This is a genomic window from Pseudomonas sp. IT-P44 (assembly GCF_949768225.1).
GTDB classification, from domain to species: domain Bacteria; phylum Pseudomonadota; class Gammaproteobacteria; order Pseudomonadales; family Pseudomonadaceae; genus Aquipseudomonas; species Aquipseudomonas migulae.
The window spans coordinates 108,927-122,541 of record NZ_CATKQM010000101.1 but is presented as its reverse complement, the minus strand read 5'-3'; the positions used below and the strand labels follow the sequence as shown (position 1 = coordinate 122,541).

At 60.8% G+C, this 13,615-nt stretch carries 12 protein-coding genes; 10 read left to right on the top strand and 2 right to left on the bottom strand.

All coding sequences use genetic code 11. The features are described 5' to 3' along the window. The 6 genes from ACM6IO_RS29605 (at position 1) to ACM6IO_RS29580 (ending at position 7,218) form a co-directional block, all read left to right on the top strand. Positions 1-330 carry a sarcosine oxidase subunit delta gene (locus tag ACM6IO_RS29605; RefSeq protein ID WP_008035036.1) on the top strand — a complete coding sequence of 110 codons (330 nt, stop codon included), beginning with the start codon at positions 1-3 and terminating at the stop codon, positions 328-330. Continuing rightward, entirely contained in the window at positions 327-3,344 is a 3,018-nt protein-coding gene (locus tag ACM6IO_RS29600; RefSeq protein WP_008035035.1) for a sarcosine oxidase subunit alpha, read from the top strand. The genes ACM6IO_RS29605 and ACM6IO_RS29600 overlap by 4 nt, the downstream gene beginning before the upstream one ends. Before the next feature lie 136 nt (positions 3,345-3,480). Beyond that, positions 3,481-4,113 carry a sarcosine oxidase subunit gamma gene (locus tag ACM6IO_RS29595; RefSeq protein WP_008035033.1) on the top strand — a complete coding sequence of 211 codons (633 nt, stop codon included), beginning with the start codon at positions 3,481-3,483 and terminating at the stop codon, positions 4,111-4,113. Positions 4,114-4,229: 116 nt separating this feature from the next. Further along, on the top strand, positions 4,230-5,087 hold the full coding sequence (purU, locus tag ACM6IO_RS29590; RefSeq protein WP_008035031.1) for a formyltetrahydrofolate deformylase: 858 nt from the start codon (positions 4,230-4,232) through the stop codon (positions 5,085-5,087). 197 nt (positions 5,088-5,284) lie between these two features. Beyond that, positions 5,285-6,484 carry a formaldehyde dehydrogenase, glutathione-independent gene (gene fdhA, locus ACM6IO_RS29585; protein WP_008035029.1) on the top strand — a complete coding sequence of 400 codons (1,200 nt, stop codon included), beginning with the start codon at positions 5,285-5,287 and terminating at the stop codon, positions 6,482-6,484. Positions 6,485-6,669: 185 nt separating this feature from the next. Further along, positions 6,670-7,218, top strand: coding sequence for a DUF2780 domain-containing protein (locus tag ACM6IO_RS29580; RefSeq protein ID WP_192227599.1), 549 nt, complete (start codon positions 6,670-6,672; stop codon positions 7,216-7,218). A gap of 1 nt (position 7,219) precedes the next feature. Here the strand turns inward: ACM6IO_RS29580 and ACM6IO_RS29575 are convergent, their stop codons facing one another. Further along, on the bottom strand, positions 7,220-8,107 hold the full coding sequence (locus ACM6IO_RS29575) for an acyltransferase (RefSeq protein ID WP_414912702.1): 888 nt from the start codon (positions 8,105-8,107) through the stop codon (positions 7,220-7,222). Positions 8,108-8,417: 310 nt separating this feature from the next. On the opposite strand from ACM6IO_RS29575, the gene ACM6IO_RS29570 reads away from it, so the two are divergent. From ACM6IO_RS29570 to creD, 4 genes are all read left to right on the top strand, one after another. Then, entirely contained in the window at positions 8,418-8,921 is a 504-nt protein-coding gene (locus ACM6IO_RS29570; RefSeq protein ID WP_008045158.1) for an ATP-dependent zinc protease, read from the top strand. Between the two features lie 74 nt (positions 8,922-8,995). Further along, positions 8,996-9,676, top strand: coding sequence for a two-component system response regulator CreB (creB, locus tag ACM6IO_RS29565; RefSeq protein ID WP_414912701.1), 681 nt, complete (start codon positions 8,996-8,998; stop codon positions 9,674-9,676). Continuing rightward, positions 9,676-11,094 carry a two-component system sensor histidine kinase CreC gene (gene creC / locus ACM6IO_RS29560; RefSeq protein ID WP_414912700.1) on the top strand — a complete coding sequence of 473 codons (1,419 nt, stop codon included), beginning with the start codon at positions 9,676-9,678 and terminating at the stop codon, positions 11,092-11,094. Before creB ends, creC begins: the two co-directional genes overlap by 1 nt. Before the next feature lie 204 nt (positions 11,095-11,298). Further along, on the top strand, positions 11,299-12,669 hold the full coding sequence (creD, locus tag ACM6IO_RS29555; protein ID WP_207284833.1) for a cell envelope integrity protein CreD: 1,371 nt from the start codon (positions 11,299-11,301) through the stop codon (positions 12,667-12,669). A 211-nt stretch (positions 12,670-12,880) separates the two neighbouring features. Here the strand turns inward: creD and ACM6IO_RS29550 are convergent, their stop codons facing one another. Next, positions 12,881-13,510 (bottom strand): glutathione S-transferase, encoded by a 630-nt coding sequence (locus ACM6IO_RS29550; RefSeq protein WP_008045154.1) that lies wholly within the window; start codon positions 13,508-13,510, stop codon positions 12,881-12,883. Positions 13,511-13,615 lie beyond the last annotated feature (105 nt).

The following is a 13,615-nucleotide window of genomic DNA, read 5'->3' as shown; positions in this document are numbered from 1 at the left end:
ATGTTGCATATCTTCTGTCCTCACTGCGGCGAGCTGCGCTCTGAAGAGGAATTCCACGCATCCGGCCAGGCGCACATCCCGCGTCCACTGGATCCGAACACCTGCACCGACGAGGAGTGGGGCGACTACATGTTCTTCCGCGATAACCCTCGCGGCCTGCACCACGAGCTGTGGGATCACGTTGCCGGTTGCCGTCAGTACTTCAACGTCACCCGCGACACCGTGACCTACGAGATTCTCGAGACTTACAAGATCGGCACCAAGCCACAATTCACCGACAAGACCGATAGCTCGAAAGCGGCTACGACGGCTCTGGGAGAGAAGGTATGAGCCAGATCAATCGCCTGTCCAACGGCGGACGGATCGACCGCAACAAAGTGCTGAGCTTCACCTTCAACGGCCAGACCTACAAAGGCTTTGAAGGCGATTCCCTGGCCGCTGCACTGCTGGCCAACGGCGTCGACATCATCGGTCGCAGCTTCAAGTACTCCCGTCCGCGCGGCATCTTCGCCGCCGGTGCCGAAGAGCCGAACGCCGTGCTGCAGATCGGCGCGACCGAAGCCACGCAAATCCCGAACGTACGCGCCACGCAACAAGCGCTGTACCAGGGCCTGGTCGCCACCAGCACCAACGGCTGGCCGAGCGTGAACAACGACATGATGGGGATTCTCGGCAAGGTCGGCGGCAAGCTGATGCCGCCGGGCTTCTACTACAAAACCTTCATGTACCCGCAATCGTTCTGGATGACTTACGAGAAGTACATTCGTAAGGCTGCCGGTCTTGGCCGCTCGCCGACCGAGAACGATCCGGACACCTACGACTACATGAACCAGCACTGCGACGTGCTGATCGTCGGCGGTGGCCCGGCTGGCCTGGCCGCTGCTTTGGCAGCCGCTCGCAGCGGTGCTCGCGTCATTCTGGCCGATGAGCAGGAAGAGTTCGGCGGCAGCCTGCTCGACTCCCGCGAAAGCCTCGACGGCAAACCTGCCGTGGAATGGGTCGCCAGCGTCCTCGACGAACTGAAGAACACCCCGGACGTGCTGCTGTTGCCGCGCGCCACGGTCAACGGCTACCACGACCATAACTTCCTGACCATTCACGAGCGCCTGACCGATCACCTCGGTGACCGCGCCCCGATTGGCCAGGTGCGTCAGCGCATCCACCGGGTTCGCGCCAAGCGCGTAGTCCTGGCGACCGGCGCTCACGAGCGTCCACTGGTCTACGGCAACAACGACGTGCCGGGCAACATGCTCGCCGGCGCTGTGTCGACTTACGTCCGTCGCTACGGCGTGGCACCGGGTAAAAAACTGGTGCTGTCGACCAACAACGATCACGCCTACCGCGTTGCACTGGATTGGCTCGACGCCAGTCTGCAAGTGGTGGCCATCGCCGACGCCCGCAGCAACCCGCGTGGTGCACTGGTTGAAGAAGCCCGTGCCAAAGGCATTCGCATCCTGACCGGCAGCGCCGTGATCGAGGCCCGTGGCAGCAAGCACGTGACCGCCGCTCGCGTTGCAGCGATCGACGTCAAAGCCCACGCCGTGACCAGCCCAGGCGAGTGGCTCGAATGCGACCTGGTTGCCAGTTCCGGCGGTTACAGCCCGGTGGTTCACCTGGCTTCGCACTTGGGTGGCAAGCCAATCTGGCGTGAAGACATCCTCGGTTTTGTACCGGGCGAAGCACCGCAGAAACGCGTGTGCGTCGGTGGCATCAACGGCGTCTACGGCCTCGGCGATTCGCTGGCCGACGGTTTTGAAGGCGGCGCTCGCGCAGCCAGCGAAGCCGGTTTCAGTGTGGTCGAAGGCTCCTTGCCGAAAGCCCTGAGTCGCCTGGAAGAGCCTACGTTGGCGCTGTTCCAGGTGCCGCACGAAAAGAACACCGCACGTGCGCCGAAGCAATTCGTCGACCTGCAAAACGACGTCACCGCCGCCGCCATTGAACTGGCGACCCGCGAGGGCTTCGAGTCGGTCGAGCACGTCAAACGCTACACCGCACTGGGCTTCGGCACTGACCAGGGCAAGCTCGGCAACGTCAACGGCCTGGCCATTGCCGCCCGTTCGCTGAATGTGACCATCCCGCAGATGGGCACCACCATGTTCCGTCCGAACTACACGCCGGTGACTTTCGGCGCCGTGGCCGGCCGTCACTGTGGGCACATCTTCGAACCTGTACGCTTCACTGCGCTGCATCACTGGCACGTGAAGAACGGCGCCGAATTCGAAGACGTCGGTCAGTGGAAACGTCCTTGGTACTTCCCGAAAAACGGTGAAGACATTCACGCCGCCGTGAAACGCGAATGCAAAGCCGTGCGCGACAGTGTCGGCCTGCTGGATGCGTCGACCCTCGGCAAGATCGACATTCAAGGCCCGGATGCGCGTGAGTTCCTCAACCGCGTCTACACCAACGCGTGGACCAAGCTCGACGTGGGCAAGGCGCGTTATGGCCTGATGTGCAAAGAAGACGGCATGGTCTTCGACGACGGCGTCACCGCTTGCCTCGCCGACAACCATTTCGTGATGACCACCACCACCGGCGGCGCTGCGCGCGTGCTGCAATGGCTGGAAATCTACTCACAGACCGAATGGCCAGAGTTGAAGGTGTACTTCACTTCCGTGACGGATCACTGGGCAACCATGACCTTGTCCGGGCCGAACAGCCGCAAGCTGCTCAGCGAAGTCACCGACATCGACCTGAGCAACGAAGCCTTCCCGTTCATGACCTGGAAAGAAGGTCTGGTCGGCGGTGTACCGGCGCGGGTGTTCCGGATCTCGTTTACCGGTGAGCTGTCGTACGAAGTCAACGTGCAAGCCGACTACGCCATGGGCGTGCTCGAAAAAATCGCCGAGGCCGGCAAGCAGTACAACCTGACGCCGTACGGCACCGAAACCATGCACATCCTGCGTGCGGAGAAGGGCTTCATCATCGTCGGTCAGGACACTGACAGCTCGATGACCCCGGACGACCTGAACATGGGCTGGTGTGTCGGTCGCACCAAACCGTTCTCGTGGATCGGCTGGCGTGGCATGAATCGCGAAGACTGCGTGCGTGATCAACGTAAACAACTGGTGGGCCTGAAGCCGATCGATCCGACCAAATGGCTGCCGGAAGGTGCGCAACTGGTGTTCAACACCAAGCAGACGATCCCGATGACGATGGTCGGTCACGTCACCTCCAGCTACCTGCACAACTCTCTCGGCTATTCGTTTGCCATGGGCGTGGTCAAGGGCGGCTTGAAGCGGATCGGCGAGCGCGTATTCGCACCGCTGGCCGATGGCAGCGTGATCGAGGCGGAAATCGTTTCTTCGGTGTTCTTCGATCCGAAAGGCGATCGCCAGAACATCTGACACCACAGCCCCTGTAGGAGCGAGGCTTGCCCGCGAAGAACGATGACGCGGTGCCTCAGTAAAACCGAGTCGATGCCTTCGCGGGCAAGCCTCGCTCCCACAGGTGAGATGCAAGAACTTCAGGAACAGGTGCTTTATGACCGCAGCCAATGTTTACCAACAACGCCCAACCACCGGGGCCAAGGCCGAGTCGTCGCTGCATCATGCCGACCTCGCCAGCCTGGTCGGCAAGGGTCGCAAAAACGCCGGCGTGATCGTGCGTGAGAAAAAACTCCTCGGCCACCTGACCATCCGTGGCGATGGCCACGATGCCGCGTTTGCCGCTGGCGTGCACAAGGCCCTGGGCATCGAATTGCCGAGCGCGCTGACTGTGATCGTCAAGGGCGAAACCAGCCTGCAATGGATGGGGCCGGATGAGTATTTGCTGATCGTGCCGACCGGCGAAGAATTTGCCGCCGAGAAAAAGCTCCGTGAAGCGCTGGGCGACCTGCACATCCAGATCGTCAACGTCAGCGGTGGCCAGCAGATCCTCGAACTGAGCGGTCCGAACGTGCGCCAGGTGCTGATGAAGTCCACCAGCTACGACGTACACCCCAACAGCTTCCCGGTCGGCAAGGCTGTCGGCACCGTGTTTGCCAAGTCGCAACTGGTGATCCGCCACACCGCCGAAGACACCTGGGAACTGCTGATCCGTCGCAGCTTCTCGGATTACTGGTGGTTGTGGTTGCAGGATGCGGCGGCCGAGTACGGGCTTAGCGTTCAGGCCTGAGATTGCCTTCGCGGGCAAGCCTCGCTCCTACAGGGAGATGCATTCCAAATGTAGGAGCCGGCTTGCCGGCGATCAACCGCGCAGCGGTTGCCCATAACAACAGGAGTCACCGCACTATGAGCCGCGCCCCAGACACATGGATTCTGACCGCCGACTGCCCAAGCGTCCTCGGCACCGTGGACGCGGTGACCCGCTTTCTGTTCGAGCAGGGCTGCTACGTCACCGAGCACCATTCGTTCGATGACCGGCTCTCGGGTCGTTTCTTCATTCGCGTGGAATTCCGGCAGCCTGACGGCTTCGACGAACAAGCCTTCCGCGCAGGGCTGGAAGAGCGTGGCCAGGCGTTCGGCATGATCTTCGAGCTGACCCCGCCGCATCACCGCCCGAAAGTGGTGATCATGGTCTCCAAGGCCGATCACTGCCTCAATGATTTGCTCTACCGCCAACGCATCGGCCAGTTGTCGATGGACGTCGCCGCCGTGGTTTCCAACCACCCGGACCTCAAGCCGTTGGCCGACTGGCACCAGATTCCGTACTACCACTTCCCGCTCGACCCGAACGACAAACCGTCGCAAGAGCGCCAGGTGTTGCAGGTGATCGAAGAATCCGGTGCCGAGCTGGTGATCCTTGCGCGCTACATGCAGGTGTTGTCGCCGGAGCTGTGCCGCAAACTCGATGGCAAGGCGATTAATATCCACCACTCCCTGCTGCCCGGTTTCAAAGGCGCCAAGCCGTATCACCAGGCCTATAACAAGGGCGTGAAACTGGTCGGCGCCACGGCGCATTACATCAACAACGACCTGGACGAAGGCCCGATCATCGCCCAGGGCGTGGAGGTGGTGGACCACAGTCATTACCCGGAAGATTTGATCGCCAAGGGGCGGGATATCGAAGGGCTGACGTTGGCCAGAGCGGTTGGGTATCACATCGAAAGAAGGGTGTTTTTGAACGCCAATCGCACCGTCGTTCTTTAGATCGCCTTCGCGGGCAAGCCTCGCTCCTACAGGTGAGCGAGTTGCCCTTGTAGGAGCGAGTGGTGCGGCATCCCGACTTGCCCGCGAAGGGGCCATAACAAACAACACAAGACACACAGGCAATAACCCGAGCAATCAACGCGCCGCCGATCCTGGGCGACGCGGCTATTACATAAAAACAACAGCGAGGTGAAAGCATGTCTGGCAATCGTGGTGTGGTGTATCTCGGCGCTGGCAAGGTCGAAGTACAGAAAATCGACTATCCGAAAATGCAGGACCCGCGTGGCAGGAAGATCAATCACGCCGTGATCCTGCGCGTGGTTTCCACCAACATCTGTGGTTCCGACCAGCACATGGTGCGTGGTCGTACCACCGCACAAACCGGTCTGGTACTGGGTCACGAAATCACCGGTGAAGTGATCGAGAAGGGCAGCGACGTCGAGAACCTGCAGATCGGCGACCTGGTGTCCGTTCCGTTCAACGTGGCTTGCGGGCGCTGCCGTTCCTGCAAGGAAATGCACACCGGCGTCTGCCTCAGCGTTAACCCGGCACGTCCGGGCGGTGCTTACGGTTACGTCGACATGGGCGACTGGACCGGCGGCCAGGCTGAGTACGCAATGGTGCCGTACGCTGACTTCAACCTGCTGAAACTGCCTGACCGCGATCGCGCGATGGAAAAAATCCGCGACCTGACCTGCCTCTCCGACATCCTGCCGACCGGCTACCACGGCGCAGTGACTGCTGGCGTTGGCCCAGGTAGCACGGTGTACATCGCCGGTGCCGGTCCGGTTGGTCTGGCGGCTGCCGCTTCCGCTCGCCTGCTGGGTGCGGCAGTGGTCATCGTCGGTGACGTCAACACCGTTCGCCTGGCGCACGCCAAGGCGCAGGGCTTCGAAATTGCCGACCTGTCCCTGGACACTCCACTGCACGAACAAATCGCCGCATTGCTGGGCGAGCCAGAAGTGGATTGCGCCATCGACGCCGTGGGCTTCGAAGCGCGTGGTCACGGCCATGACGGCGTGAAGCACGAGGCTCCGGCCACCGTACTCAACTCGTTGATGGGCGTGGTTCGGGTAGCCGGCAAAATCGGTATCCCAGGCCTGTACGTCACCGAAGATCCGGGTGCCGTGGACGCGGCCGCGAAAATGGGCAGCCTGAGCATTCGCTTCGGTCTGGGCTGGGCCAAATCCCACAGCTTCCACACCGGCCAGACTCCGGTGATGAAGTACAACCGCCAGCTGATGCAGGCGATCATGTGGGACCGCATCAACATCGCCGAAGTGGTGGGCGTTCAGGTGATCAGCCTGGATCAAGCACCTCAGGGCTACGGTGAGTTCGATGCAGGCGTGCCGAAGAAGTTTGTGATCGATCCACACAAACTGTTCAGCGCGGCATAAGGCTTCACGCAATGCAAAACGGCGACCCTCGGGTCGCCGTTTTTGTTTGAGCCATTCATCTGTCCAGTGACGAACGGGCTCAAAATGGGCGTAGCGCTGAGGAACATGCCGGCAGAAGCCGAGTCAAACCGGCAGGTTTTCCCGCCCATTGCCGGGCGGTTTTCATGGCGCAAGAGGATGTCTGGATGAAGTTTTCACGTGGTTTTGTACTGGCATCGCTCATGACTCTGGCGGCCAGTCCGGTCTTCGCGCAGTTCAGCTTGAGCGATGCAGCCAGTGCCATTTCCGGCATGAAAGACGATAACGCCACCACAGCGGCAGCGCCGACTGCTGAAACAGCCGATCTGCTGGGTGCGCTCAGCGAGTTGAACCTGACGCCACAACAATTGCTTGGCGGTACCGGAGCGATGCTCGGCCTGGCGAAGAATCAATTGAGTTCAACCGACTATTCGGAACTGGCCCAAAGCGTACCGGGCATCGACATGCTGTCCGGCGGCGGTGAACTGGGTGCCATCGCCGGTTTGCTCGGTTCGTCCGGCAAGGTGGCCGGACTGGACAATGTCTTGGGCAACGTCAAGGACACCAATGACCTGAACAATGCGTTCAGCGCATTGGGCATGGAAAGCGGCATGATCGGTCAGTTTGCCCCGCTGATTCTGCAATACCTCGGTCAGCAGGGCGTCGCCGGCTCGCTGCTGCAGAACCTGGGCGGGATCTGGGGCGCCGGCACCTGATTCAGCGGCGCTCGGCGCGCAAGGCGTCGATGCGCCGGTCCTTCTCGATCCAGAGCTGGTTGACCCAGTTCTGGACCGTTTCGCGAAACACCGGATCGTTCTCGTAATCGCCCTGCCACAGCGCGGGGTCGAGTTCGCGGGTCTTGATGTCAATGATGACCCTCGGCACGTTGCCGCTGATCAAATCCCAAAACCCCGGAATCTTCTGCTGCGGATACACCACCGTCACATCGAGAATGGCGTCCAGCTGTTCACCCATTGCCGCCAGCACAAACGCCACGCCGCCGGCCTTGGGCTTGAGCAAATGGGTGAACGGTGACTGCTGCTGAGTGCTTTTCGCCGCCGTGAACCGGGTGCCTTCCAGGTAATTGACCACCGTCACGGGCTGGCGCTTGAACAGTTCGCACGCCGCTTTGGTGATCTCCAGGTCCTTGCCGGCAAGCGTCGGGTTCTTCGCCAGAAACGCCTTGGTGTAACGCTTCATGAACGGGTAATCCAGCGCCCACCACGCCAGGCCCAGGAACGGCACCCAGATCAGTTCTTTCTTGAGGAAGAACTTGAAGAACGGCGTGCGCCGGTTGAGGGTCTGGATCAGTGCCGGAATGTCCACCCAGGATTGGTGGTTGCTGATCACCAGGTACGACGTGTCGACCCGCAGGTCATCGCCGCCCCGCACGTCCCATTGCGTGGGGATGCACAGTCGGAAGATCAGCTTGTCGATCTCGGCCCAGGTCTCGGCGATCCACATCACTGCCGCTGATGCGTAATCACGCAAGCGGCCGGGCAGGACCAGTTTGAGCAGGGCAAACACCATCAGCGGCCCGAACAGGACCAGGGTGTTGAGCAACAGCAGCAGGGTAACGAAACAGCCGGTGAGCAGGCGGCGCATAAGTAACTCTTGAAAGCGTTTGGGCGCGCCATGATAAGCAGCTTCGGGCGACAGGCCAAATCGGGGGGAACGAATGTTTCACGGTTGCGTGAGTATGCTGGGGCTGTGGTGATCATTCCGGCCTCTTCGCGGGCAAGTCGGGATGCCGCACCACTCGCTCCTACAGTGGATTGGGGGTGTACGCATGTTTTTTTGAACGACGCGAAACCCTGTAGGAGCGAGGCTTGCCCGCGAAGCGATCCCAAGAACGAACGAATTGCTCACCGACGGTCTAAAATTCCGCTGCCCACTTTCCCAGGATGCCTCTTACGTGAAATCCCTCCTCGCATTGCTTTCCCTCGTGGCCCTGCCGGTCCTGGCCGCCGAGCCGACCCTGTACGGGCGCTACGAATACATTGCGCTGCCGGAAATCGGCGGTGAAGTGCTCAAGGCCAAAATGGACACCGGCGCCCTGACCGCCTCGCTGTCGGCCAAGGACATCGAAACCTTCACCCGCGACGGCGAAGAATGGGTGCGCTTCCGTCTCGCCACCAAAGACGCGAGCAACAAGGTCTACGAACACAAGGTCGCGCGGATCAGCAAGATCAAGACCCGCTCCGAAGAGGACGAGGATGAAGATGTCGCGGCGCCCACCAAGCGCCCGGTGGTCGATCTGGAACTGTGCCTGGGCAACGTCAAGCGCACGGTCGAGGTCAACCTCACCGACCGCAGCAGCTTCAACTACCCGCTGCTGATCGGCGCCAAAGCCCTGCGTGAATTCGGCGCGGCCGTGAACCCGGCGCGGCGTTTTACGGCGGACAAGCCCGACTGCTGATTTCAAGTGGTCTCATTGACGTGACGTGAGGCATGGGGCACCGTTCGCCCACTCAACTGCCGGGCTCGGACGCCATGCCTCATATCCTGATTGTCGAAGACGAAGCGGCGATTGCCGACACCCTGATTTTCGCCTTGCAGGGCGAAGGGTTCACCACGACGTGGCTGAGCCTTGGCGCCGCCGCGCTGGAGCATCAGCGGCAGACGCCGGCCGATCTGATCATTCTCGACATCGGTCTGCCGGATATCAGCGGCTTCGAAACCTGCAAGCAACTGCGCCGTTTCAGTGAAGTGCCGGTGATTTTCCTCAGCGCGCGTGATGCGGAAATCGACCGTGTCGTGGGCCTGGAAATCGGTGCCGACGATTATGTGGTCAAGCCGTTCAGCCCACGGGAAGTGGCGGCGCGTGTGCGGGCCATCCTCAAACGCATGGCGCCGCGTGCGGTGGCCGACCCAGGATCTGCGCTGTTTCGCATCGACAGCGAGCGGGTACAGATCTGCTATCGCGGTCAGTTGCTGAGCCTCACCCGCCACGAATTCCGTCTGCTGCAATGCCTGTTGGAACAACCCGAACGCGTGTTCAGCCGCGAGCAGTTGCTCGATGCGCTGGGCGTCGCCGCCGACGCCGGGTATGAGCGCAGCATCGACAGCCACATCAAGAGCGTGCGCGCCAAATTGCGTCTGGTGAAGGCTGACGCCGAACCGATCCAGACCCATCGCGGCCTCGGTTACAGCTACAGTCCGGGGCACAGCTGATGCCCTTGGGGATCCGGATATTCCTGGTCTATGTGCTGTTCATCGGCCTGACCGGTTACTTCGTGCTCAACACCGTGATGGAGGAAATCCGCCCCGGTGTGCGTCAGTCCACCGAAGAAACCCTGGTCGATACCGCCAACCTGATGGCCGAGATCCTGCGCGACGATTTCAAGGCCGGCACGCTCAATCAGAACCGCTGGCCCGAATTGCTCAAGGCCTATGGTGAGCGGCAACCGAAGGCGAGCATCTGGGGGTTGCCGAAAAATCAGGTCAACCACCGCATCTACGTCACCGACGCCAAGGGCATCGTGGTGCTGGATTCCAGCGGTGTAGCGGTGGGTCAGGATTACTCGCGCTGGAACGATGTTCTGCTGACTTTGCGCGGTGAATACGGCGCCCGCTCCAGTCGCAGCGATCCGAACGATGCCAGCTCTTCGGTGATGCACGTTGGCGCGCCGATCCGCGACAACGGTCGGATCATCGGCGTGGTCACCGTGGCCAAACCCAATAGTTCGTTGCAGCCTTACGTCGATCGCACCGAGCGTCGATTGCTCGCGTATGGCGCCGGGCTGATCGGCCTCGGCTTGCTGTTTGGCGCGTTGCTGTCGTGGTGGCTGAGCGCGGCATTGCGGCGCTTGACCGCTTATGCGAAAGCCGTGAGTGAAGGCCGGCGAGTCGAGGTTCCACACTATCGCGGCGGTGAGCTGGAGCAACTGGCAACCGCCGTGGAACAGATGCGCACGCAGCTCGAAGGCAAGGCCTACGTCGAGCGTTACGTGCACACGTTGACCCATGAATTGAAAAGCCCGCTGGCGGCGATTCGTGGTGCGGCGGAGTTGCTGCAAGGGGAGATGCCGTTGGCGCAACGGCAGCGTTTCGTCAGCAACATCGACAGTGAAAGCGTGCGGATGCAGCAGTTGATCGAACGGTTGCTGAACCTGGCGCAGGTTGAGCAGCGCCAAGGCTTGGAAGAGCGGGTGGCTGTGCCGTTGGCGGGTTTGGTCGATGAGCTGCTGAGTGCTCAGACCGGGCGCATCGAAGGGAAACGGTTACGCGTGGATCAGTCGATTCCGACGGATCTGGCAATCATTGGCGAACCGTTTTTGTTGCGTCAGGCGCTGGGTAATCTGCTGGAAAATGCGCTGGATTTCACGCCGGTGAATGGCGTGCTGCGATTCAGCGCCGAGCGGATTGGCGAACAGATTGAGTTCAAACTGTTCAATCAGGCCGAAGCGATTCCCGAATACGCGTTGCCGCGATTGAGTGAGCGCTTTTATTCGTTGCCGCGTCCGGACAGTGGGCGCAAGAGCACAGGGTTGGGGCTCAATTTTGTAGAGGAAGTGGTGAAGCTGCATGGCGGGACATTGAGCATTGGCAATGTCGAGGGTGGGGTTGAAGTGAGTTTGCGCCTGGCTTAGGACCGCGTCGCTCCCTTCGCGAGCAAGCCCGCTCCCACAGTCGATCTGTTGGGGGCGCACATTTTGTGTTTACTGGAGATCCAATGTGGGAGCGGGCTTGCTCGCGAAAGGGGACAGCCCAGTCTCCACATAATCTCCATACTCCCCCCACAAAACCCCCACACACCCATCCCAGACTCTCCCCATCCAAACAGGGAGAGTCCCATGAACCGAAATCTGACCATAAAACTCGGGGCCATTGCCCTGCTGATTCTGTTGCTGCTGATCCCGTTGCTGATGATCAACGGCGTGATCCAGGAGCGCCAGGAACTGCGCGACGGTGTGCTCGAAGACATCGCGCGCAGTTCCAGCTACAGCCAGCGCCTGAGCGGGCCGCTGATGGTGGTGCCTTATCGCAAAGTGGTGCGCACCTGGAAACTCAACGAAAAAACCAACGAGCGTTACCAGGACATTGGCGAAGAGCGCGGCCGTTTGTACTTCCTGCCGGAGCGTTTCGAACTCGACGGGCAGGTTCAGACCGAGCTGCGTTCCCGGGGCATCTACGAGGCGCGGCTGTTCCACGCCGACAACCGCATCAGCGGACACTTCTCGGTGCCGGCGCAACTGGGCATCAAGGAAGATTTCGCCGACTACCAGTTCGATCAGCCATTTCTCGCTGTCGGGATCAGCGACATTCGCGGCATCGAGAATGCATTGAAACTGGAACTCAATGACCAGCGCCTGGACTTCATCCCCGGCAGTCAGGTGGGCTGGTTGGGCGAAGGTGTGCACGTGACGCTGCCAGCGCTTGACCCACGTCAGGCCACGGAGCTGGCCTTCGGTTTCGACCTGCGTTTGCAAGGCACCGGCCAGTTGCAGGTTCTCCCGGTGGGCAAGACCAGCAAAGTCTCTCTGGCCGCCAACTGGCCGCATCCGAGCTTCATCGGTAACTACCTGCCGACCCAACGCGAAGTCTCCGATCAGGGCTTTACCGCGAATTGGCAGACCTCGTTTTTCTCCACCAACCTGCAAGAAGCGTTGAGCAGTTGCGTGTCCGGCGGCGACTGTGACGCGTTCAGCGGCCGCAGCTTCGGCGTGAGCTTCATAGACCCGGTGGACCAGTACCTGAAAAGCGACCGGGCGATCAAATACGCGCTGCTGTTCATCGTCCTGACCTTCGCCGGTTTCTTCCTCTTCGAAGTCCTGAAGAGCCTGGCGGTGCACCCGGTGCAATACGCGTTGGTGGGCGTGGCGCTGGCGTTCTTTTATCTGTTGTTGCTGTCGTTGTCCGAGCACATCGGTTTTGCCCTGGCGTATCTGTTGTCGGCAAGCGGCTGTGTGTTGTTGATCGGTTTCTATGTCTGCCACGTGCTGCGCAGCGTGCGCCACGGCTTGAGTTTTTCGGCAGGATTGGCGGCGTTGTATGGCTTGCTCTATGGCTTGTTGAGCGCCGAGGATTACGCGCTGTTGATGGGGTCGTTGTTGCTGTTCGGGTTACTGGGCGTGTTCATGGTGCTGACCCGCAAACTGGACTGGTACGGGATCGGACAGAAGGCGGCCAAGCCGCTGGAGTTCGATATCGGGGTGGTGGAATGAGCCGGTCGTTGGGGTTGCGTGAGGATCAGCGGGAAGGGGAAGTTTTGGCGACGCTGATTTTTGGGTTGTTTCCGGTAGATCCGGTGTGGTGCATTCGCGAGCAGGCTCGCTCCCACAGTGGATCTCCAGTGTGCACAGAATTTATACACACCACAGATCAAAATGTGGGAGCGGGCTTGCTCGCGAAGAGGCCGGAACAGTCAGCGAAAATCTAGCCCTTCGGCATCGTCGCCACCATCGAAGGCCGCTGGCTCACCTCAAAATACCAGTCCGCCAGCTTCGGATTCACCTCGCGCCATCCCAGGTCCGGATGGCGCAAATCCACGTAACCCAACGCACACGCCACACTGATCGCTGCCACATCGAAATGGCTGGTCAGCTCGGCAATCGCGTCTTTTTCCAGCAGCGCCAAGGCGCGGCGGATCTTGTCGCGCTGGCCATCGAGCCATTCGTCCCAGTGTTTTTCCGGGGCGCGCAGAGCGACTTCGTAACGCACCAGCACCGCAGCGTCCATGATCCCGTCGGCCAGGGAGGCCAGGGTCAGGCGACGCCAGCGTGCCGAGCCTTCGCGGGGAATCAGCGGGTTGCCGACGTGTTGGTGGTCGAGGTAGTCGAGAATCACCCGGCTGTCGTGGATGACGTTGCCGTCGGCCAGGCGCAGGGCCGGGATTTTGCTCAGCGGGTTGTCATCGATCAGGGGCAGGTCCGGGGCGACCGGGGTCAGCACACAGTTTTGCAGTGCGACGCGGTCTTGCTGACCGGTCTCGTGCAGCAGCACCATGACTTTGCGAACGAAGGGCGACAACGGGTTGTGGTAGAGGGTCATGCTCGGTGCGGACATGGCAGCATCTCGGTCGGTTTGCAGTGTCGGGAGCATAGCGCGTGGATCACGTAACTTGTAGGAGCGAAGCTTGCTCGCGAAGGGATCGCCTCGGTTCTTCAGTCA